We start from the raw sequence: 21,034 nt of genomic DNA on the forward strand, positions 1-21,034 counted from the left end.
TTGTTAAATTATAGTCTTATGAAAAGAAAAATGCCATTTATTGCTGCATTGTCTATCTTATGTTGGGGATGTAGCAGCTATGATTACTCCGGCGATGATATCGTCGGGGTGAAAGCGGCAATTTCGGGAACAATCACGGAGGTTGTGGAGAAGTCCCGGACTGTTGGTACTACGTGGACTGATGGTGATCGTATAGGGGTAACTTGTGAAGATGATGTAAATATTTCCTATAAATATACAGGAAATTTATCTTCGTTTGCAGCATTTGACGAGAATCAGTCTATTTATTTCCTGGGAAAACAGGAACATGTATTGTCCGCCTATTATCCATTTACGGAGACTTCCGTTATGGTTGCTGATTGTATAACAGTGGAAACGACTTCGGATAAACAAACACAGGAAAAGCAAATGTCCATTGATTTTCTTTATGCGACTACGGAAGCCGGACGGAACAATCCGGATGTCAACTTTGCTTTTTCGCATCAGATGAGCAGGATTGATTTTTCTTTTGAAGGAAAAGACGGTTTGACGTTGGATGACATAACTTATACGTTGATTGGCTTGAAACTTAAAGGAACTTTCAATACAATAGACGGCACGACCGCTGTTGTCGAAGATGCACCGGCTTTGGCGTTATCTCAGAAGGTTATGGCCGGTGAAAATATGCGGACTTCATTGATTGTATTTCCTCAAAAAGTTTCAGAGGTTACTTTTGAGATAGAAATGGGCGGGAAATCTTTTATCAAGAAGATTGGTGAGATGAACCTGGTTCCCGGACGCATACATCCGTACACTGTAATAATCAGTGAGAGGGATGAAACGATTTATGTAACTGTCGAATCTGGAGAAGTTCAGGGATGGGTTGAAGGAGATCGTCAGGAAATTGATACAAGTGACGGTAATACTATTACAGGAGTTGAACCAGGAGATGTACGATGGGATGGGGGAAATACTCAAACTATTGTCAGTCAGGGGGCAGGTCAATAAGTATGGAGTTATATGATAATTAAACATTTAAAAGAAGAAACGTTATGAGATATTATAAATTTATTTTTGCAGTTTATGTATTGCTCGGTTCTTTTCTGATGGTGGCATGCTCGCAGGATGAGGATGCCAAGCTGGCCGTCAATAGTAATATATTAAAGATTGAGGTGGTTGATTCCAGTATTCAACAAAATGGCAATGTAAGTCGTGCTGTCACTGATGTGACTTACAAGACAACTTTTTCGGACGGGGATGCGATTGGTATTTTTGCGGTAAATAGTGATAAGGAAGTTTTCATTAAAAATGTCCTTGCGACGTATAATGATGGAATATGGGGAATTGACGGAGGACGTCTTTCGTGTACGGAAGATTTGGAAACCGTGACTTTTTATGCATATTATCCTTATAAGGAAAATATAACTATAGATATGACGAAGGAGGATCCGTTTGAAACGATTGTGGGGAACTGGACTGTTGACACAGATCTGAGTGGTGACAGATATACAAATAATGATTTAATGACAGGGGAGGCTTCAGCAGACGGAAGTACAATAACTTTTGTAATGAATCATCGGATGGCCTTGATGGTAGCCGAACTGCCTTCTGTTACTTATAATTTCACTAATGAGGTTTCTCCTGAACTGCCATCTTACAGTGTATCTTTGAGAGAGGTGAAATTTTCTATTGGTGAGCAGGTGATCATTCCTTATTATGATAAGGAAACAACGACTTACCGTGTTTTGGTGAATCCGACAAAAAAAGTAGCGCAAATAGGAGGAAGTTTTATCAGTTCTGTAGACAACGGGCTTAAAAAATACTCGATAGATGCGACAAAGTTGAAAGCCGGAGAGTATATTTATTGTGAGATAGACGGAGGGCTGCAAACTGTGGATCATGAATTGAAAGTGGGTGATCTGATATATTCTAATGGTGCGTTGGCTTCTGTTGACGATAATGCTCCTGTTAGCGATGATTGTGTAGGAGTCGTTTATTTTGTTGGTAATCCGATGCCTTCTGTGTTATATCCTTTTACAGAAGATAATGAATTTACTTATTCTGAACGTCAGGATGCATTATTGCGTGATCATCCGGGCTGTACCCATGGATTGGTTTTGGGGCTGAAAGAGAATATCAATATTGTTTTTGGGGAGAAAGATGAAATAAGAGTTTGGTATCGTACAGAGTTTGCCGAAAGAAATTCCTATATTGATTTAAGTCCGATGGGATGGGATGGATCGGCGTCTACCGGGACATTGAATGGTACGCCGAGGGATCAGCAATTAGGGTATAATCACACGGAAGTAATTAAAAAATATGCGGAAGCAAAGAATAAGTCACTTTTAGTGAATTCCTTGAATAACTATAATTTGGTTGCTCCGAGTATTTCTTCCGGTTGGTTTATTCCTTCTGTCGGTGATTTGAGGGCAATGGTAACTAATTGGGAAACGATGAATACGCAGTTGGGAAAAATAACAGGTAGTGACGGACTGAAAAATGACATGTATTATTGGTCGTCTACAGAGCGTAATAATACAAGTATATTTGGAGTACAGTTGACAAGCAGTGGAAGTACCAAAGTTGATGGATTGAAATACGACAGACCTGGAGTAAGCTCCCGATATGTATTTGCTTTCTGATATTTATTGAGGTAAGGAAATGATAGAGTTTTGAATAGGGTTAGTTTTATAAAAAGCGTGTATGTTCTTTGCGGAAAGCATACACGCCTTTCTTTTTTATTTGTTCAAGTCAGAACCGATATAGTAACCCGGATGAGTGGGCTGGTTGTAACCTATGTTCTGATGTGTAGCGCTTAAACGATATAAATGGTCGTCCATTAGAGGATGGAAACGATAGTCGGTTTCAAAATCAGTAGTAAAGATTCTTAGCTCTGTATCATTTTCATCAACGAAGATAACTTCTTCCCGCCAGTCTCCCCAAATATCGCCATAAAAACAGGCATTGTTTTTGGTTCCGCTGGCTGTTTTTACACCCCAATCGCTGCCATTGAACAAACGTCCGTCGGTATAGCTGTGAATAACGAGGTAATCGAGCATTTGCCTGTTTAATGATCCACTCCACCAGATTGCCATATTGTATGATGTATCACCACCTTTGGCTATAGGTGCCCTTTTACCTGTCAGTTCATCTCCTTTGCAGGAATACATGACACCGTCTGGTTCTGACGACCAATATTCACATCCGGGACTGTCCGGGTCAACATCTGCAACCATACAACGTCCTACGTCCTTGCCGTTTCCGGGAATATAATGTAATATCCTGCCCGTTTTGGCATCCCGGAATTCTGTTCCAACATTTCCATACTCCTTGGGTTCTTCATGGCAGACTACTACTTGATACCCTTCCAGTGTAGGATCAAATTTGCCCAAATGCATGGCATCACCATGCCCTAATTTTGTGCTATATAGCCCTTTACCGTTATGGTCTATGACACATGCCCCATATAAGACTTCGTCTTTTCCGTCATCGTCTATATCTCCGACTGCTAAATTATGATTACCTTGCCCTATATAATCTAAATAGTTGTCAGCTGTATCAAAATGCCATCGCTCTGTTATTTTGTTATCAGTAAAATCTAAAGCTACAATCTGGTAGTTCTTATAATATCCTCTGCACATGAGTAGGCTTGGAATTCCTTTCTGAGATCTGAAGTGTCCGACTCCCATCAGAAAACGATCCATCCTGTTTGCCCAATTATCTCCCCAATATGTCACCCATTTATTTTTTTCACCACGGGAGATGTAGGCGGTTCGGGCTATTTCTTTTCCGGTTCTGCCTTCAATGATAGATAAGAATTCCGGCCCTGTGATAATTCTGCCATAAGTGGCACTTTGAGGAGCCCTGTCTACATAGTCGGTTATTCCATCTTGGTTGATATCGCCTATTTTCGTTCCGTCCCCGAAAACGGTACCTTCGGAGGTTCGGACTGCGATCTCCGCCTTGCCATCTCCATTCAGATCATATACAATGAAGGGAGTATAATGAGCACCTTGACGGATATTAGGGCCTAAATCGATACGCCATAAAAATGTTCCGGTTGTCAGCTTATATGCTTCTAACAGGTTACTTCCGGGAGTAATTCCAATTCCCGTGCTACCATTGTCAAGAGGTGACACTTCACGTTTCAGAACCAATTCATAATCTCCGTCGCCGTCTAAATCGCCAATGGCTGCATCCGAAGCTTTATATACTAAATTGGGATACGGCAGATTATTGTTATTTAATGGGACTGTCCGGTAAAAATTCTGTGCCATTTCCGGAGTCAGGCTACATGTACATAATGTGTTGTTTGTATTTGCCAGCCGGACTTCGTATTCGAGAACTTTGTCGGTGTTTGCCGTCAGATCTTTGTAATTGGAACTATTTATAATGGGAGTTCTGTTTAGTTTCCTGAATTCGTTATTTCCTTCTTTGCGGTAGATGTCGAAACCAATATCATCCGGGTCGGAAGAGAGCCATCTCCAACTGACTAGTACTCCTTTCCTTTCTAGTTTTTCCGTTTCTTTATTGGAAAATATAGTGTTATAGCTTGCTGTCATGGCACGTTCTTTTAAGAATTCCACAACCTGTGTGTGAGTATCATCATTTTCCTCAGGTGTGGGAGAGGGTGTCAGATTTCGGGTTGAGTCGTCATTACAGGCTATTGCAACACCAAGAAATACAAAGGCATAAAATAAGTTTTTCATAATTACATTGTTATAAAAATTAGATATTTGCGAGTTTTTTTAGTTTCTGTACAAAGGAAGAGGATTGGCTTGGAATTCACCTGTAAATATGTGTACAAAGAATGTATTTTTATACTTACCATGGAATATATTGCCTATTGTAAATTAAGTGATTGATACAAGAATTTGTCAAATAATTGAGGACGAAAAGATAATTGTCTATCCTTTGCGTACAATCTTACATCTTTTATAGGAGAAAATGCTATAACTTTGCAATCACATAATACATAATATATCATGAAACGCATCACTCTTTTTCTTCTTTTTATAGGATACTACCTTTGTCTTCCGGCAACAAACTATTTTGTAGAGTGATAATCCGAAAGCGCCTGCTGTGATTCCCATGCATGTGGTTCAATACTGCCTGGCATATATGAACAAGAATAAAGGTTTCTATGCAAACCATCACTTGGGTGGAATAGCCTGGTATAATAATACCGGTTATCAGAATCCTTCTAATTTCTGTATGCTGAACAGGAAGACTGCGTCGGAAGCGGTTGACGTGCCGGGATATGGACATATCATAAAGAACAACTTGTCTCATAAGCCGAGGTCATCGGAGAAACATATCATAGATGTAAATCAGGTGGAATGTGAGATTGCCAATAACTCTTTTCTTCCGATAGAAATGACCGTGACAGATGATGATTTTATCAGTTTGGATGCCGGTCAACTTACTTTGTCGCGTAAAGTGGATGGAAGTCTTCCGGAGATAGATTTTCTGCGGTTAAAGTCGGATAGTAAATTGAGTAATGCCGGACTCGGCTGTTTCATAGGGAAAGGAAATGAAGATACATTCCCTGCCCTTTCTCCTATAAGAAAAAACAAAATCATTTCTCATGTTCTCATAAAGAATGGTATTCGATTGATAATTAAGTGTATAGACTATGAGAATAAAAATATTTACATGCATTTCTCATAGTTTATAGCTCTAAAATGCCTTTAAAGAAGGTATTTCTCATGCTTCGTTTCGCATTTCTCATGCTGCATATTATGCTTGTCTTTGTTTCAAGAGACTAATATGTAGAAGGCAATATAGCCGTAGTTTGTATGTTAGGTCGGTAGATAAGATATCTCTTACAACTGATATTATTGTGTTTTCCTGCCTTCATCCGTATTATTCCACTCTAGTGAACAGATCGGTGTACTCGAGTAGATAGACCTGTGCACTCTAGTGCACGAGTCTGTTCATTGGAGTGCAACGATAGAGATGTCTTATTGAAAATCTATTGATTACAGTAGTATAATCTTTGACTGTCAGCTAGTTATAATGAAGGTGAACGGTAGCTTTACTACAGTTCATTAAGCATTGATGCTCAGACTATGAGAATACTATTTTTGATGCATGAGAAATGCCGGTAATAGGATGAGAAATGCATTATTTTAAGCGCATTTTCTTGATAAAACCATGAGAAATACATGTAAATAATTTTATTCTCATAATGTATGAGGTTAGTAGTCAGATGAATATGCTTTCCTATGAGAATATGAGAAATGATTTTGTTTTTTTATTCTAGAATGGAGTTGAAAAATAAAAGTAATCTGCATGATTAAATAATAGAAGAAAGTAATATCTATAATGAAAAAATATACTTATACTTGTGGTGTGTCTTGAAAAAGAAGATGCATTTTATTGAATTACTAGAGATAGTGTTTCATTATTATCTGTTGTGAAGAATCTGGTAAATTTTAGCAATCGCAGATAATAAGTGACCTGTCTCCACGTCTATGTTGTATATAATTTTGTTATATATCTCAATGGGCGTGGAGCTATTACTTATTATTGGATTGCAGGCTTACCAGAGCCTTTCACAAAATAATATCGTAATAGTTTCCGCGCCTTTTTTGATATTGCGGGAAACCAATACAATACTAAAATAAATGAATACCCTGATAAGCGACAAGTCGAAAGGAAATATCACTTTATTCAGTTTCATCATAGATAATAACCAGGTATGAGTTATTTGCTAAAGCGATTTCTTCGTAAGTCATATTGGCCGAATTGATATTTATCGTATATTTGTAGAAGAGTAAAGAAGAAACGAATATGAAAAGTCATGCAAATAAAGTATTAGAATCTATTAAGCAGGCATTAACGGAGCATTTGCCAAAAGGAGGAAAGGCTTTGTTGTTTGGTTCTCAAGCTCGTGGGGATGCACGGATTGATTCTGATTGGGATATTTTGATTATTCTTGATAAAGAAAAACTGGAGCCTGAAGATTATGATAAAGTAAGCTTCCCTTTAACTATGTTGGGATGGGATTTGGGAGCGCGGATTAATCCGATTATGTATACCATGAAAGAATGGACTGCAAGTTGTATTACACCATTTTATAAAAATGTCGAACAAGAGGGAATTAAATTAGTATGAAATTGACAGATGAAGAACGTAATTCTTTAGTGGTATTACAATTGGAGAAAGCTAAAGTATTTCTAAAACAGGCAGATGAAATGTTTGATATGAAGTATTGGGATATTGCTTCCAATAGATATTACTATGCCTGTTTTCATGCGGTTCAAGCTTTGTTAATACAAAATGGTTTATCATGTAAAACCCATGATGGGCTGATAGCTTGCTTTGGCTTGAATTTTATAAAAACAGGTAAAATAAGTGCACGCTTAGGAAGCTTTTTGGCGCGTATGGAACAATTACGACAGAAAGGAGATTATAATTGTATTTATTCAATATCAGAGGATGAAATCAGTACGATAAAAGCCCCGGCAAGAGAACTTATTGAGACTATTGAAGTTCTGCTTGCCGAATCATAACTATTCTTGTAAAGCTATTTGTATTAAAGAATCAATCCTTTTATCTCTTCGGCTATATCCACTATATATGCCGGACTAAACTCTTCCAATTCTGCCTGTGGACGGAAGCCCCATGTTACCCCACAAGCTATCACGCCTGCATTGACTGCCGTTTGCATATCGACTCCCGAATCACCGACATAGAGTACATCCTCTTTTTCTACATTGGCCAATTTCAGAATGTCAAAAACTACTGTCGGGTCAGGCTTTACGTTCACCCCTTCCCGTTGACCGAAAACGGCAGTGAAACGGATTTCGGGGAAATAATGGGCAACCAGTTTCTCGGTAGCCGCTTGATACTTGTTGGAAGCTACGGCAAGTTGGATACCTGCGGATTGTAAATAGGATAAAAGTTCTGAGATACCCGGATAAGGGCGGCTGTTATCTGCATTGTGGATGTCGTAGTAAGGAACGAACTCTTTTCTAACTCGGAGTACATTCTCTTCTGTCTTTTCTCCTTCGGGCAATGCACGTTCAAAGAGTTTGTTGATACCATTTCCTACCATGAAGTGATACTTTTCCACATCATGTGTGGGGTATCCTAATTTATTTAAAGCATAATTAGTGCTATGGGCAAGGTCTGCAATAGTATTTAGTAATGTACCGTCCAAATCGAATATTGCTAGTTTTTTCATTAAGGCTTATGTTTATAGTTAATTCTATATTTAAATTTCTTATTCTGCAAAGGTATACTAAAAAAATGAGATTGGGAAAAATGAGGCAATAGTTTAGAGAATATCGAATGAACAACAGAGCCGGAAATATATTTGTTATTCTACAAGATTGGCTTAACTTTGTAATGTTTTACAAGCTAAAATAGTCTGATTATGGGAATGGAAGATGTGTTAAGGATAGACAAGATTCTGGATTTCTGTGATGTGCCTCTACACGTAGACTTGAATCTTTTTTAGCAGGTAAAGCCGATTTGCGTTTACTCTATCTACAGCCTGAAAATGAACATGAATATTACGATGTTGTGTTTCAATCGGGTGAATACCAGAAAACGTTATTAAAGGAAAGTGCATTGTTGGAAGATAAATTGCCGGCTGAAGGATATGTTTTATCTGGAGAGAAGCGCGAGAATGTGGTTATTAATTTGCCAATGAAAGACCGTAGTCTGCTTGCAGAGCTTGTTCGCAAATTTGGTTGGGCTTGCATGTAAGTTGAAAGAAAATAAAAAAGATTGTCCCGCTACTGCTTGAAAGTAGCGGGACAATCTTTTTTATCCTTATATGTATTTTGGCTATTTCTTCGTAATACGGAACCAATCCACGTCTGCCCAACCGCCATCATTCGTTTTTATAGCAGGGCGCGTGCAGAACATGCCGATTTTAGCGCCAATCCATTGTCCTTCTCTTGCCTGGAAAGGATTGCCTAGTGGATGATACTTCTTTCCATCGAGGCTGTAGCTGAAGTTGCACATCACAATGAGGTCATGTCCGCCTTCGCTACCTTTGATTTTCTTGCCATCACAACTGAAACGAACTTTCAGGTAAACCGTATTTTGAGAAAGAGCAACAGAAGCATTTGCCTGTTCCGGTTTTCCTTTATCCGCTCTTTTACATTCAACTTGAGATAGTACTAATCCTTTATCTGTATTCTCCAAAATGATTCCGGCATAATCCCTGCCCATAACAACCAGTCCGGTGCGTTCACCTTTATACTTTTCAATGGGTTGGAACGTAAGTTTCATTGTTGCGGTGAAATTGTCGGAAGGAGTTTTCTGCAAGAGCAGGTTGGCAACATCCCACAGGTTCTTGTAATCTTCTACGACCGGATAAGAATACAGTCTGACATAACTCTTGTCTCCTGCATAATACGCCCATTTTTCATTGATGTTGGCGTGCCATTGCCACTGTGGGGACAGCGTGTAGCCGTCAAATTCGTCACTTTCCTGCGGAGTGCAGATAGGATATGTCTGACCTACATTCGGCTTTTTGTAAGTCAATACAGGTTCGCCGCAGCCATCACCGTCTTTGTCAATACCGATAACAGGCCAGTCGTTTACCCATTTCATCGGTTGCAAGTGCATGATACGTCCGTAAGCGCCTACATCTTGAAAGTGAAGAAACCAGTCTTCGCCCGTAGGAGTGTCTACCCATGCTCCCTGATGGGGACCGTTGACGGGAGAGTTGCCTTGTGCGAGTACAGTTTTCCATTCGTAAGGGCCGTAAATGTTCTTGGAACGCAGTACGACCTGCCAGCCTGTCGGTACGCCACCTGCCGGATGGAAAATATAGTAATAGTCATTTCTCTTGTACATTTTGGGGCCTTCGCAAGTTTGATGTGCTTCATGACCGTCGAAGATAATACGAGAAGGAGTAATCGCTGCATTTGCCTCTGCATTCAGTTCGCAGATAGCGATTACACTTTTCAGTCCGGCACGGCTTCCTGCGTATGCATGTACCATATATACTTTTCCGTCTTCATCCCAAAACGGGCAGGTGTCGATGATTCCTTTGCCGGGTTTAACCAAAACGGGGGCACTCCACGGGCCTTTCGGGTCTTTGGCTTTCGCCATGAAAGCTCCCTGGTCGGGGTCGCCCCAAAAGATATAGAATTCACCGTCGTGATGGCGGATGGCGGGAGCCCATACACGGTTACCGTGTTCCGGACGTTCCGGAGTTTCGATAGGAGTGAGGGCGTCGGGCACTGCCGCACCGACAATCGTCCAGTTCACTAAATCTTTGGAATGTAGTATCTGTAATCCCGGCAAGCAGTTAAAACTGGATGAAGTCATATAAAAATCATCACCCACGCGGCAAGCGTCGGGGTCGGAGTAGTCGGCATAGAGAACCGGATTTTTGTATTTGCCGTTTCCGAGGTCGGAAACCCATACTTCGGATACATAGTTTTTCTGTGCCAATGCCGGGAAGGCAGTCAGCAGACAGAGAACTAAAGTCTGTGTCAATCGTTTCATGATGTAGGTCGATTAATAGTTTTATATAAATGATTCGTTGGCTTGTCTTACGATGGCAAAGGTAGAAAAAAAGACTCTGCACAAGGAGTAATAATTGTGCAGAGTCGTATAAAAATTGGTAGAAACCTCGTAATTTTTGTTTAGTTGTATTTGTATTCTACCTTATTTAGTGGGATGTGGTTCTTTTAGTATGTGGTTCTCATTACTTGGTGGTGTGGCTGTCCTTCACCTTTACTGTCACAGGATGAGCCAGTTCCTCTTTCCATTCGCGGAGATAGGCGAACCATGCTTCCGGTGTCTTATATCCGAAGGTTTCCTTCATGGAAGTGAAAATCGTATGATATTGGAAGTAATTGTTTCCCGGAGCGCTGATTGTATAGAGGAAGTTTGCCTTGTCTTTCTCCTCAGATTTCACATAACGCTGCGGGATACAAGTTCCCAACCCTACGGTTTCTTTTGCGTACTTCACCGTGTCGTTTACAGGCCAGTCCGTACCCCAGCTTCCTACTAAGCCTTTATGGTCGGAGAATGATCTGGAAGCACCTACAATATTCTGTACCCCTGTGCAGAAAGTCTCTTTATCGAGCGGATCGTCGAAGAATGTTTCGATGTGAAGATCACGATGTCCGGCATAGAGCGTGTAGCGTGTCATCATATCGAGTTCTGCACCCTGATACTGCCATCCGGTTACTTCAATTTCAGCAATCGCACGCACCGGCCCGTAAGAGATGATACGTTCCGTACGGGTTTCTACCGGGGTGATATGGGTTGCTTTCTGTCCATCCCAACCTTTCAATGCACCCGGGCCGCAACTGTCGAACACACGAAGCACATCGTCACCGAATCCTTTGGCCAACTGTGCATCCGTAGGATAGAACTGCGATTCTTTGATTTCCAGCCCTTTGTTGAATTTACCGTAAATATCAGGTGTCTGTTTCTCATTGAAGTAGAGACGATAACCTACCAGTTCCGATTCCAAAACCGGACCGTGAGGACGTACCATGCTATATATATTACTTGTTCCGGGAACGGTAATCGCTTGTACACGTTGATGTTTTCCTTTCCGGAAATCTGCTATAAACATATCAGCATATACCCGTTTAGGATAAGTCTTTGTACTCTTTTCCGAAGAAAGCGTCACTTGGAAAGTCTTTTTGCCATGGGCGGGAAGATTGGTTACAAAGGCAAGTTCATCCATCTTTCTGTCCCTGTTCAAATCATCAAGTTGAGAAGGAATTTCATTCGTCCCTTCCATGACAACGGCAGACTTGATTTTGAAACCTGCGTGCAGTTCGTGCAGATTGACGACAACCGGAGCGTCCGTTTTTGCCTGGTTCCAATTGTTATGTATCTCGACCGTAATGGTCTTTTCCTGCTTCTGAGCCCAGGCTGGCAGGCTGAAACTTCCTAAAAGGAAAGCAATTATAAAAAAATTCTTTTTCATGATTCTAAGGCTGATATTATACGTCGTATTTCTCTCTGCAAAAGTAACTGAAAAAAAAGCAGACCGTCTATCTTTTGAAGATAAAATAGTCTGCTATTTGAGCTTTTTACTCTATATAATGATATTGTGGTTTTCTTTTTCTTGCGTTTCTTGCGGTGAATTTTATTTGAGACTTAAAACTTCTCCTTTTGCGCCCAATTCTTCATAAACCTTTCCATCTACAGTCAGGTTCTTTGCATTCTTGACATTCAGGATATTGTTGCCTTTTGAAGACTCTACATGAATATTTTCCATAGTGACTCCGTCCGCCTGGCTGATGACAACCCCATCCGTAGCTTCCGTTATCACAACGTTTTTAACGGTGATATTGCTAATCGGCATTTCCGGCAGACCATTGAAGAACATCGCACGTCCCGAACCTCTGCATACAATATTTGAAATATGTATATTGCGGAACGCCGGAGTCTCTTCCGTTACCGGTGGGATGGCTGTTTTCATACGGTTCAGCAAATCTTCTTCCGATTCTTCCCCCGCGCCTTTGCCACCATAGAACAGGTCGAACAATAACGGTTCGTTCGGGATGTTAATCATATTGATGTTATTGATGTAGATGTTTTCCACTACACCGCCACGTCCGCGAGTACTCTTGAAGCGCAAGCCTACATCGGTCCCCATGAATGTGCAATCTTCCACATAGATATTCTTCACGCCGCCGGACATTTCGCTGCCTACAACGAATCCGCCATGTCCGTGCAATACCGTATTATTTTTCACAATTACATTTTGGCAAGGTTCGCCGCGACGGCGACCGTCTTCGTCCTTACCCGATTTGATACAGATAGCATCGTCTCCTGCATCAAACACACTGTTGATAATCAGCGCGTTCTTGCAAGATTCCAAGTCAATAGCATCACCATTCTGAGAATACCAGGGATTGATAACCATGATGTTATTTACAGTGAAATCTTCGCAGGACAACGGGTGCAGGCACCAACTCGGAGAGTTTTTGAAAGTTACGCCTTCCAGCAATACTTTCTTGCTTTTTACGATACTGAGCAGCACCGGGCGCAGCCATGGACGGATTTCAGCCCATTCTTCATCCGTATTGATGCCTTCGGGCACGTTAAAGTCTTTACAAGCCATAGCTCCTTTCAGCGAACCTGCTGTGGGATACCATATCTCTTGCTTCTCATCGAGAACACCGCCTGAATTTACTAACTTCTTCCATTGGGAAGCGGTCAGTTTGCCCTTTTTCACCGGACGCCAGCAATCACCGTTTCCGTCGAATGTGCCGTATCCTGTGATAGCGATATTCTCCGCGTCGCGTGCCGAAATAGGTGACTGGCAACGACGGGTTTCGAGCCCTTCAAAAGAAGTGGCGATGATAGGATATGCTTCGAAATCACCGGTGAAGAGCACCAGTGAATTTTGTTCCGTATGAAGATTTACATTGCTCAGCAGTTCGATAGGACCGGTCAACCAGATGCCTTCCGGGATAATCACTTTACCACCACCGTGTTGGTTCACGTTCTTGATAGCATCGTTGATGGCTTTCGTATTTAGGAACAAACCGTCCCCTTTGGCTCCGAAATCCACAATGCTTACCTCATAAGCAGGAAAAGTCGGCTGTTGTACTTTTGGCATTTCAAAAGGTAAATTCTGGTAAAGGGCATCGCTTATTGCGTTTTCACTTGTCGCATTCCCGCTTTGCGTTTTACATCCTGCGATAAACGGCAAACAGCATATAGCCATCCAAAAGAGTCTTTTTGTCAATGTGTTCATTTGGTAATCTTATTTTATATTAGGGTTATACATCTATTGTTTTCAATGGTCTTTCGTTGGAAATTACCGAATGCAAAGATAGGAGCGACCCCCCAAAGGGATGTGGACTAATTGATAGAATACGTGTATTTTTTGTCATTTCTGTCTATTATTTGCACACTTCTCATGATTTTATGCGGAAAGATACTATCTTTGCACAAAATTTAACTATTAAAAGATATGAGTTACAACTTGTTGAAAGGAAAAAGAGGTATTATTTTCGGTGCGTTGAATGACCAGTCCATCGCTTGGAAAGTGGCCGAACGTGCTGTAGAAGAAGGTGCAACTATTACATTATCAAATACTCCGATGGCTATCCGTATGGGAGAAGTCAATGCTTTGGCTGAAAAACTGAACTGCCAGATTGTGCCGGCAGACGCTACCAACGTAGAGGAGTTGACAAATGTATTCAAGACCTCAATGGATATACTGGGCGGACAAATTGATTTTGTGCTCCATTCTATCGGTATGTCTCCCAACGTACGCAAGAAACGTACTTACGATGACCTTGACTATGGAATGTTGGATAAGACATTGGATATTTCGGCCGTGTCATTCCACAAAATGATTCAGGCTGCCAAGAAACTGAATGCTATTGCCGATTACGGTTCAATCGTTGCACTGAGCTATGTGGCTGCACAGCGTACTTTCTACGGCTACAACGATATGGCGGATGCGAAAGCATTGCTGGAATCTATCGCACGTAGTTTCGGTTATATCTACGGACGCGAACACAGCGTGCGTGTGAACACAATCTCCCAGTCGCCTACGTTTACAACAGCCGGTTCGGGTGTGAAGGGTATGGACAAACTGTTCGATTTTGCCAACCGTATGTCTCCGCTTGGAAATGCGACTGCTGAAGAGTGTGCCGACTATTGTATCGTAATGTTCTCCGACCTTACCCGCAAGGTGACTATGCAGAACCTCTTCCACGACGGCGGATTCTCCAGTGTGGGTATGAGCCTTCGTGCCATGGCTACTTACGAGAAAGGACTTGAAGAGTACATGGACGAAAATGGTAACATCATTTACGGATAATAAATTATGAAACTACGGATTTCTCTTCTTATTATATTAATAAGTATGCTTTTCGCCGCCTGTGGGTTAAGCACAGGAAAAGGTATGGAGCAGAAGGAAGAAGGGATTTCTGTTCTGAGGTATGATAAGCTGTTGAGCGAATACGTTCGCTCCAACAGCTTTTCTGCTATGCAGAAATTGTCGATGGATTACCGTCAGCCAACGAAGATTCTGATTGAAGATGTGCTGGCTATCGGCACGGTGAAGGATGATACCATCTCACAACGCCTGCAAAAATTCTATTCGGATACGACACTGGTCCGTCTGATGGGGGACGTGGAAGCTAAGTTCCCTAATTTGGATGAAGTGGAAAAGGGGCTGACTAAGGGCTTCAAGAAACTGAAAAAGGAAGTGCCCGACACAAAGGTGCCGTTTATCTATTCGCAAATATCTGCGTTCAATGAATCCATTGTTCTGGTCGATTCTTTGCTTGGCATCAGCCTTGATAAATATATGGGTGAAGATTACCCGCTTTATAAACGTTTTTATTATGATTACCAATGTCGTTCCATGCGTCCCGAACGGATTGTACCGGATTGTTTCGTGTTCTATCTCTTAAGCCGTTATGACATGAATTACCACGAGGAGACTTGTTTGATTGACTTGATGATGCACTCCGGAAAAATCAATTACGTGACACAGCACTTATTGGAATACAATGACGGTGGTGAGGCGATGGGGTATTCAAAAGAGGAAAATGACTGGTGCAAGGAAAATGAAAAAGCCATTTGGGAGTATATCTGTTCCAATGACCACCTGCATGCGCGTGACCCGATGGTGATTCGTTATTATATGAAACCTGCTCCGGCTGTTGAAATGCACGGTGTCCAGGCTCCTGCATTGATAGGTACATGGATAGGTACGAGAATCGTTTCTGCATATATGAAAACGCATAAAGACATGAAGTTGAAAGACCTTTTGGAATTTAATGACTATCACGAAATGCTGAATGAATCCAACTACTTGGCTTCCTGAATCGTTTCTCTTTCTTATTTCTCAATTTTTAATTCTCAATTTAATAAGTGGAAACTGCCCTTTATTTGTTGCCCGTGACTTTAGGCGATACACCTATTGAAAAGGTATTGCCTTCCTATAATAAGGAGATTATCTCCGGTATCCGGTATTTTATTGTCGAAGATGTTCGTTCTGCCCGCCGTTTCCTGAAAAAGGTAGACAGGGAGATTGATATTGACGCACTGACGTTTTATCCGTTGAACAAACATACTTCGCCCGAGGATATTTCCGGTTATCTGAAACCTTTGATGAACGGTGCTTCAATGGGAGTCATCTCTGAGGCGGGTTGTCCGGCTGTTGCTGACCCGGGTGCGGACGTGGTGGCTATTGCTCAACGCAAAAAGTTGAAAGTTGTTCCGTTGGTAGGACCTTCTTCTATCATTCTTTCCGTGATGGGTTCGGGCTTTAACGGTCAGAGTTTTGCGTTTCACGGCTATCTGCCGATTGAACCGGGAGAGCGTGGAAAGAGACTGAAAGCATTGGAACAGCGTGTCTATGCCGAGAACCAGACGCAACTTTTTATTGAGACTCCTTACCGGAATCACAAAATGGTGGAAGATATTCTACAGAATTGCCGTCCGCAGACAAAGTTGTGTATTGCTGCCAATATCACTTGCGAAGGAGAATATATACAGACGCGTACAGTGAAAGACTGGAAAGGTCACGTGCCCGATTTGTCTAAGATTCCTTGTATTTTTCTCTTATACAAATAACATTTTTCAGATGTTCGTACTCGTCTTCGAAGCAACTGCTGAAAAAGCCTTTGCCTAAGTTTTCTTCAATCTGCTTGAAACTCCATAGCTTGCTGTTCTTAAAGCGGGGAGTGCAGAGGACGGAGTCGTTGTCCAGGTCGACGATGAACAGGTAAATCAGCCGGTTGGTCACTTTATTTTCGAAGTGATAGGCGATGTTGAATTCGGGTTTGATGTCATTAACCTGAGGAAGCGCATTGTTCATCAAGCGGGTAGCGCCTGCTGTCAGAGACTCTCCGTAACGGAGATAACATTCCATCGGAATATCTACTTTATTTTTGTCCAGGATAGCTGTTGACGGTCTGTCGCAAAGAAATAGCATCCCATGGGTAGACACGGCAATTCTTATCACCGGATTGATATAGGCATTCTTATAATTGATTGCCTCAATGGCGGGGGTTTTCCCAATCACGTCTCCTTTGGTATTGACGATAGGGACATACTCAGTGTGAGACATCAGATGGTTAAAGAAATGGATAGCTATTTGATTGAAAACGATACTTAGAATGAAGACAGTAGGGGGCAGTATTTTATAGAGGATAAACCCGCTCATCTTGCTCAGTGGGTCTTGGGAAACAACAACGATGCTGATAATGATGAAGTGCAGCGCGCCAAAGATTAAAGCGATGCGTGCCGAAACGATGGCAGCTTCCGCACCTTGTGCGTACAAGCGTTTGTTGCAGGAACCTATCTGTTTCAAGAAGTGGCTGATAAACCTTTTCTTATGCATATAAAGTATCAGCATGGGAATGAGGATACTGACTTCCAATGTGATGGGAAGTGCGCCTGCCGGAACATAATCACCGGGGATAAGTGCGGCTAAAGATAATAGTGCCAGCATTCCGGTCGCTATATATAGGATGAAGTTAGGAATTAATATCCCCTTTTGTTTCAGGGAAAGATATATACCTACGCTACCTATTCCTGTACCGATGTAAATAGCCGTGTCTTGCGTTATAAATTCACACAATAAAATGGAAATAATAACGGGGATAAAACCCAGTGACATGTTAAATGCGGAAGAAAGTATTCCTTTATGCTCCATTTCTATTTTATGTTTATTTGTCGGTTCTACTAATAAAACAAATAGTCTCTGTGTTTTGTTTGCTAACGGATATGTTTTTCTGCATGGTAGGATGAACGAACAAGGGGAGCGCTCTCTATGATGTTAAATCCTTTTTCTAAACCGATGGTCTTGTACTTTGCGAATTGTTGTGGAGTCACGTATTCTGCAACGGGATAATGGCGGTGGCTGGGTTGCAGATATTGTCCTATAGTAAGAATCTGGCAGCCGGCTACTAATAAATCATCCATCAATATTTCCACTTCTTCGGGAGTTTCGCCCAGGCCGACCATGATGCCGCTTTTGGATTTGACTCCTTTGGAAGAGATACGTCCGATGACTTGCAGGCTTGTATCATAATTGGCTGCACTGCGCACCAGCGGACTGATGCGGCGCACAGTTTCCATATTATGTGAAATGATGTCGGGACAAGCGTCTATCACGAGGTCTACCAGTTCCGTTTTACCTTGAAAATCGGGTATCAGCACTTCGATGGTAGTCTGAGGATTCAGGCGTTTTATTTCACGGATGGTGCGTGCCCAATGTTCCGCTCCCAAATCGGGAAGGTCGTCCCGGTCTACGGAAGTGATGACTGCATGGTCAAGTCTCATTAAAGCGATGGACTCTGCTACACGGGTCGGCTCATTCGTATCCAGCGGATGCGGGCGTCCGGTCTGCGTATTACAGAATTTACAACTGCGGGTGCAGATGTCACCGCCAATCATGAAGGTGGCAGTGCCTTTCCCCCAGCATTCTCCCATATTAGGGCAACGCCCGCTGCTGCATATGGTATGCAGGCAGTGGGAGTCGACTATCCGTTTTGTTTCGGTGTACCGTTCATTGGCACCGATATTAATTTTCAGCCATTCGGGCTTACGTACTCTATCCGCCATTACAAATTGTTCAAGAAGAAGTTAGTTAAGCGTGTGTACAAGTGTTGGCGGGTATTGCCACCGTATATTCCATGATTACGGTTGGTATATACCTGCATATCGAATTGCTTTCCGAGTTGGACTAAGTGTTCTGCATACTCGGTACAGTTTTGGAAGTGTACATTGTCATCTGCCATACCATGTACAAGCAATAGGTTGCCATGCAGTTTGTCGGCACGGGTGAAAGCAGAGGACGCTTTATAGCCTTCGGCATTTTCTTTCGGGGTGCGCATGAAGCGTTCCGTATAAACCGTGTCGTAGAAGCGCCAGTCGGTCGGTGCGGCAACGGCCACTCCTGCCTTGAATACGGGAGTTCCTTCGCTCATACTCATCAGAGTCATGTATCCGCCGTAGCTCCATCCCCAAATACCGATGCGGTCTTTGTCCACGTAAGGTTGTTTGCCGAGGTAAAGAGCTGTTTCCACCTGGTCTCTGGCTTCTTTCACTCCGATTTTCAAGTAGGTGCACTTTTCAAAAGCCTCTCCGCGGCCGCCTGTTCCGCGACCGTCCACGCATACAACAATGAATCCGCGGCTTGCCATGTATGTTTCCCAACTGATGCCCCAAGTGTCCAATACTTGTTGAGAGCCCGGGCCGCTGTATTGATACATCAGTACCGGATATTTCTTCGATGCGGAGAAATCTACAGGTTTCATCATCCATCCGTTCAGTGTTACGCCGTCCGTAGTCTGGAAAGTGAAGAATTCTTTTTGCGGTACTGCATATCCTGATAGGGTCTGTTTCAACTGCTCATTTGTAATCAATGTCTTGAGTGTCTTACCCGAATTATCGTTCAAGGTCACCACCATAGGAGTGTTCAGGTTGGTGAACTTGTTCATATAATACTTCATTGATTTGCTGAACAGCGGAGTGTTTGTTCCTACTTGTTGGGAAAGTTTGGTCTTTTTGCCTTTCTTGTCTGTCTTGTAGACAGCTTTGCGCAACGGGCTTTCTTCATTGCTGGTGTAATAGAAAGAACCGTCTTCCTCGTCATATCCCAGGAAGTCTTTTACTTCAAACTTTCCGTTTGTCACCTTTTTAATGAGGTTGCCCCCCATGCTGTACCAATAAAGGTGGCTGTAACCGTCACGTTCACTGAGCAGGCTGAAGTATTCGGGATAAAATTCGATGTTATCGAAAGTGTTCTCTTTAATATAATAAGGAGACTCGTCACGCAATACCAGTTTGCAGAGTGTAGAACGAGGGTCGGCAAAGTAAAGGTCGAAACGATCCTGATGACGGTTCAGTGTCATGATAGCCAGCTTGCTGGCATCTTTGGTAAAACGGATGCGGGGAATATATCCGTCCGCGTCCAGCGGAAGTTTCATCGTACGGGTGACGCGTGATTTGATATCATACGTGCGTACTTCTACTTTAGAGTTCGGATAACCGGCTTTCGGATATTTATACGTATATTCTCCCGGATAATCTTTGAGGGCATCGATACGGGGGGCTTGTCCGGCAAATACTGGGAACGTGTAAGAAGGAACTGCCGATTCATCGAAACGGATAAAGGCAATCTGCGTATTGTCAGCACTGAATTCCAAAGCGCGGTTGAAACTGAATTCTTCTTCGTACACCCAGTCGGGGATACCGTTGATGACAGAATTCTGTTTGCCGTCTTCCGTTACCTGGCTTTCACTGTTGCCATAAAGCAGCTTCACAAGAAAAATATTGTTGTCACGGACAAAAGCAATCATTGTTCCGTCCGGAGAAAAGACGGGGACCTGTTGGGGGCCGCCGTCAGACAGCCGTTCAATAATGTTGTTTGTCGTAACGCCCTTATCATTTCGTTTCAAAGGGTAGATATAATGTACAGCTGTATAAGAATGCCGGTAGATCGGAGTCGTCTTGGTGGCAATCAGCAGTTTCTGACCGTCGGGTGAGAACTGATAACTGTCGAAGTTCTTGAAGTCACATTCGCGTGCAGTGTTCACGTCGAAGATAACCTCTACCTTTTCACCTGTCTTGAAAGAGTATTTGATGATTTGCGTGCCTTCGGCGTTCATCTGTGTGTAGTGTTCACCGTCGGGTGTGGGGATGACTCCCTGAATGTTTTCCGGTCGGAAGCTTCCGGAGGTGACGTCTTTTAAATCAAGTGCCTTTGAGCCTTGGGCCATTCCGGTCAGGCAGAGAAGGCAGGCAAGCAGTGCTAAACTTATTTTTCTCATATCAGTGTGTTTTTTATATGTTGCTTTTTTAATAAATATAGGGTTCGTATCTTGCAAAAATACGAATAAATTGAATATCTGGCAGCGGGGTTTGGTTAAAAAAGTGTCTTCCGGTAGAAAAAACGCTCTTTGCGTGCCCGCAATTTGTTAGTGGTGCTGTATGTGCGGACGGACAACTTCAGCGGGGTATTGCCAAAGGATTGCTTGAAACCAAAGTTTCCATTACTTGAAACCAAAGTTTCTATTACTTGAAACTAAAGTTTCTATTACTTGAAACTAAAGTTTCTATTACTTGAAACTAAAGT

At 42.3% G+C, this 21,034-nt stretch carries 15 protein-coding genes and 2 pseudogenes; 9 read left to right on the forward strand and 8 right to left on the reverse strand.

Features of this window, described 5'->3' with window-relative positions:
• The first annotated feature begins 18 nt into the window (after positions 1-18).
• Together NSB03_RS05465 and NSB03_RS05470 are read left to right on the forward strand one after the other, a co-directional pair.
• Complete coding sequence (locus tag NSB03_RS05465) at positions 19-987, forward strand: fimbrillin family protein (protein WP_257466267.1); 969 nt, start codon at positions 19-21, stop codon at positions 985-987.
• 44 nt (positions 988-1,031) lie between these two features.
• Positions 1,032-2,621 carry a fimbrillin family protein gene (locus tag NSB03_RS05470; protein ID WP_024986555.1) on the forward strand — a complete coding sequence of 530 codons (1,590 nt, stop codon included), beginning with the start codon at positions 1,032-1,034 and terminating at the stop codon, positions 2,619-2,621.
• Positions 2,622-2,717: 96 nt separating this feature from the next.
• Here NSB03_RS05470 and NSB03_RS05475 read toward each other — a convergent pair whose 3' ends face one another.
• Positions 2,718-4,688: a rhamnogalacturonan lyase family protein gene (locus NSB03_RS05475; RefSeq protein WP_257466268.1), complete on the reverse strand. Its 1,971-nt coding sequence runs from the start codon at positions 4,686-4,688 to the stop codon at positions 2,718-2,720.
• Between the two features lie 349 nt (positions 4,689-5,037).
• Here NSB03_RS05475 and NSB03_RS05480 point away from each other — a divergent pair.
• The 3 genes and pseudogenes from NSB03_RS05480 to NSB03_RS05490 all read left to right on the forward strand — a co-directional run.
• Positions 5,038-5,523 (forward strand): annotated as a pseudogene (locus tag NSB03_RS05480) (rhamnogalacturonan lyase domain-containing protein); the annotation flags it as partial.
• Positions 5,524-6,774: 1,251 nt separating this feature from the next.
• On the forward strand, positions 6,775-7,098 hold the full coding sequence (locus NSB03_RS05485) for a nucleotidyltransferase domain-containing protein (RefSeq protein WP_024986553.1): 324 nt from the start codon (positions 6,775-6,777) through the stop codon (positions 7,096-7,098).
• Entirely contained in the window at positions 7,095-7,496 is a 402-nt protein-coding gene (locus NSB03_RS05490) for a HEPN domain-containing protein (RefSeq protein WP_024986552.1), read from the forward strand. Before NSB03_RS05485 ends, NSB03_RS05490 begins: the two co-directional genes overlap by 4 nt.
• A 23-nt stretch (positions 7,497-7,519) precedes the next feature.
• Here the strand turns inward: NSB03_RS05490 and NSB03_RS05495 are convergent, their stop codons facing one another.
• On the reverse strand, positions 7,520-8,170 hold the full coding sequence (locus NSB03_RS05495) for an HAD family hydrolase (protein ID WP_024986551.1): 651 nt from the start codon (positions 8,168-8,170) through the stop codon (positions 7,520-7,522).
• Positions 8,171-8,362: 192 nt separating this feature from the next.
• Between NSB03_RS05495 and NSB03_RS05500 the strand changes: the two are divergent.
• Positions 8,363-8,697, forward strand: a pseudogene (locus tag NSB03_RS05500) (DUF6575 domain-containing protein).
• An 81-nt stretch (positions 8,698-8,778) separates the two neighbouring features.
• Here NSB03_RS05500 and NSB03_RS05505 read toward each other — a convergent pair.
• The 3 genes from NSB03_RS05505 to NSB03_RS05515 all read right to left on the reverse strand — a co-directional run bounded on the left by NSB03_RS05505 (position 8,779) and on the right by NSB03_RS05515 (position 13,681).
• On the reverse strand, positions 8,779-10,455 hold the full coding sequence (locus tag NSB03_RS05505) for a glycoside hydrolase family 43 protein (RefSeq protein ID WP_257466269.1): 1,677 nt from the start codon (positions 10,453-10,455) through the stop codon (positions 8,779-8,781).
• A 202-nt stretch (positions 10,456-10,657) separates the two neighbouring features.
• On the reverse strand, positions 10,658-11,899 hold the full coding sequence (locus NSB03_RS05510) for a DUF4861 domain-containing protein (protein ID WP_024986550.1): 1,242 nt from the start codon (positions 11,897-11,899) through the stop codon (positions 10,658-10,660).
• Positions 11,900-12,061: 162 nt separating this feature from the next.
• A complete protein-coding gene (locus NSB03_RS05515; protein WP_257466270.1) occupies positions 12,062-13,681 on the reverse strand; it encodes a glycoside hydrolase family 28 protein in 1,620 nt (539 codons plus the stop codon).
• A 219-nt stretch (positions 13,682-13,900) separates the two neighbouring features.
• Between NSB03_RS05515 and NSB03_RS05520 the strand changes: the two genes are divergently transcribed.
• From NSB03_RS05520 to NSB03_RS05530, 3 genes are read left to right on the forward strand one after another with little or no spacing between them, the layout of a single operon-like run.
• Complete coding sequence (locus tag NSB03_RS05520) at positions 13,901-14,758, forward strand: enoyl-ACP reductase FabI (protein WP_121765208.1); 858 nt, start codon at positions 13,901-13,903, stop codon at positions 14,756-14,758.
• 6 nt (positions 14,759-14,764) lie between these two features.
• The gene (locus tag NSB03_RS05525; protein WP_024986549.1) at positions 14,765-15,772 is read left to right on the forward strand and encodes a gliding motility protein GldB-related protein; all 1,008 of its coding nucleotides are present in this window, start codon (positions 14,765-14,767) and stop codon (positions 15,770-15,772) included.
• A gap of 47 nt (positions 15,773-15,819) precedes the next feature.
• Positions 15,820-16,524, forward strand: coding sequence for an SAM-dependent methyltransferase (locus NSB03_RS05530; protein ID WP_024986548.1), 705 nt, complete (start codon positions 15,820-15,822; stop codon positions 16,522-16,524).
• Here NSB03_RS05530 and NSB03_RS05535 read toward each other — a convergent pair.
• The 3 genes from NSB03_RS05535 to NSB03_RS05545 all read right to left on the reverse strand — a co-directional run bounded on the left by NSB03_RS05535 (position 16,490) and on the right by NSB03_RS05545 (position 20,729).
• On the reverse strand, positions 16,490-17,608 hold the full coding sequence (locus tag NSB03_RS05535) for a hypothetical protein (protein ID WP_024986547.1): 1,119 nt from the start codon (positions 17,606-17,608) through the stop codon (positions 16,490-16,492). The two genes, NSB03_RS05530 and NSB03_RS05535, sit on opposite strands and share 35 nt — an antisense overlap.
• Before the next feature lie 62 nt (positions 17,609-17,670).
• Entirely contained in the window at positions 17,671-18,519 is an 849-nt protein-coding gene (gene lipA / locus NSB03_RS05540) for a lipoyl synthase (RefSeq protein WP_024986546.1), read from the reverse strand.
• Positions 18,519-20,729 (reverse strand): S9 family peptidase, encoded by a 2,211-nt coding sequence (locus NSB03_RS05545; protein WP_024986545.1) that lies wholly within the window; start codon positions 20,727-20,729, stop codon positions 18,519-18,521. Before NSB03_RS05545 ends, lipA begins: the two co-directional genes overlap by 1 nt.
• Between the last annotated feature and the right edge of the window lie 305 nt (positions 20,730-21,034).

This window comes from Bacteroides acidifaciens, from assembly GCF_024623065.1.
GTDB lineage: Bacteria > Bacteroidota > Bacteroidia > Bacteroidales > Bacteroidaceae > Bacteroides > Bacteroides acidifaciens.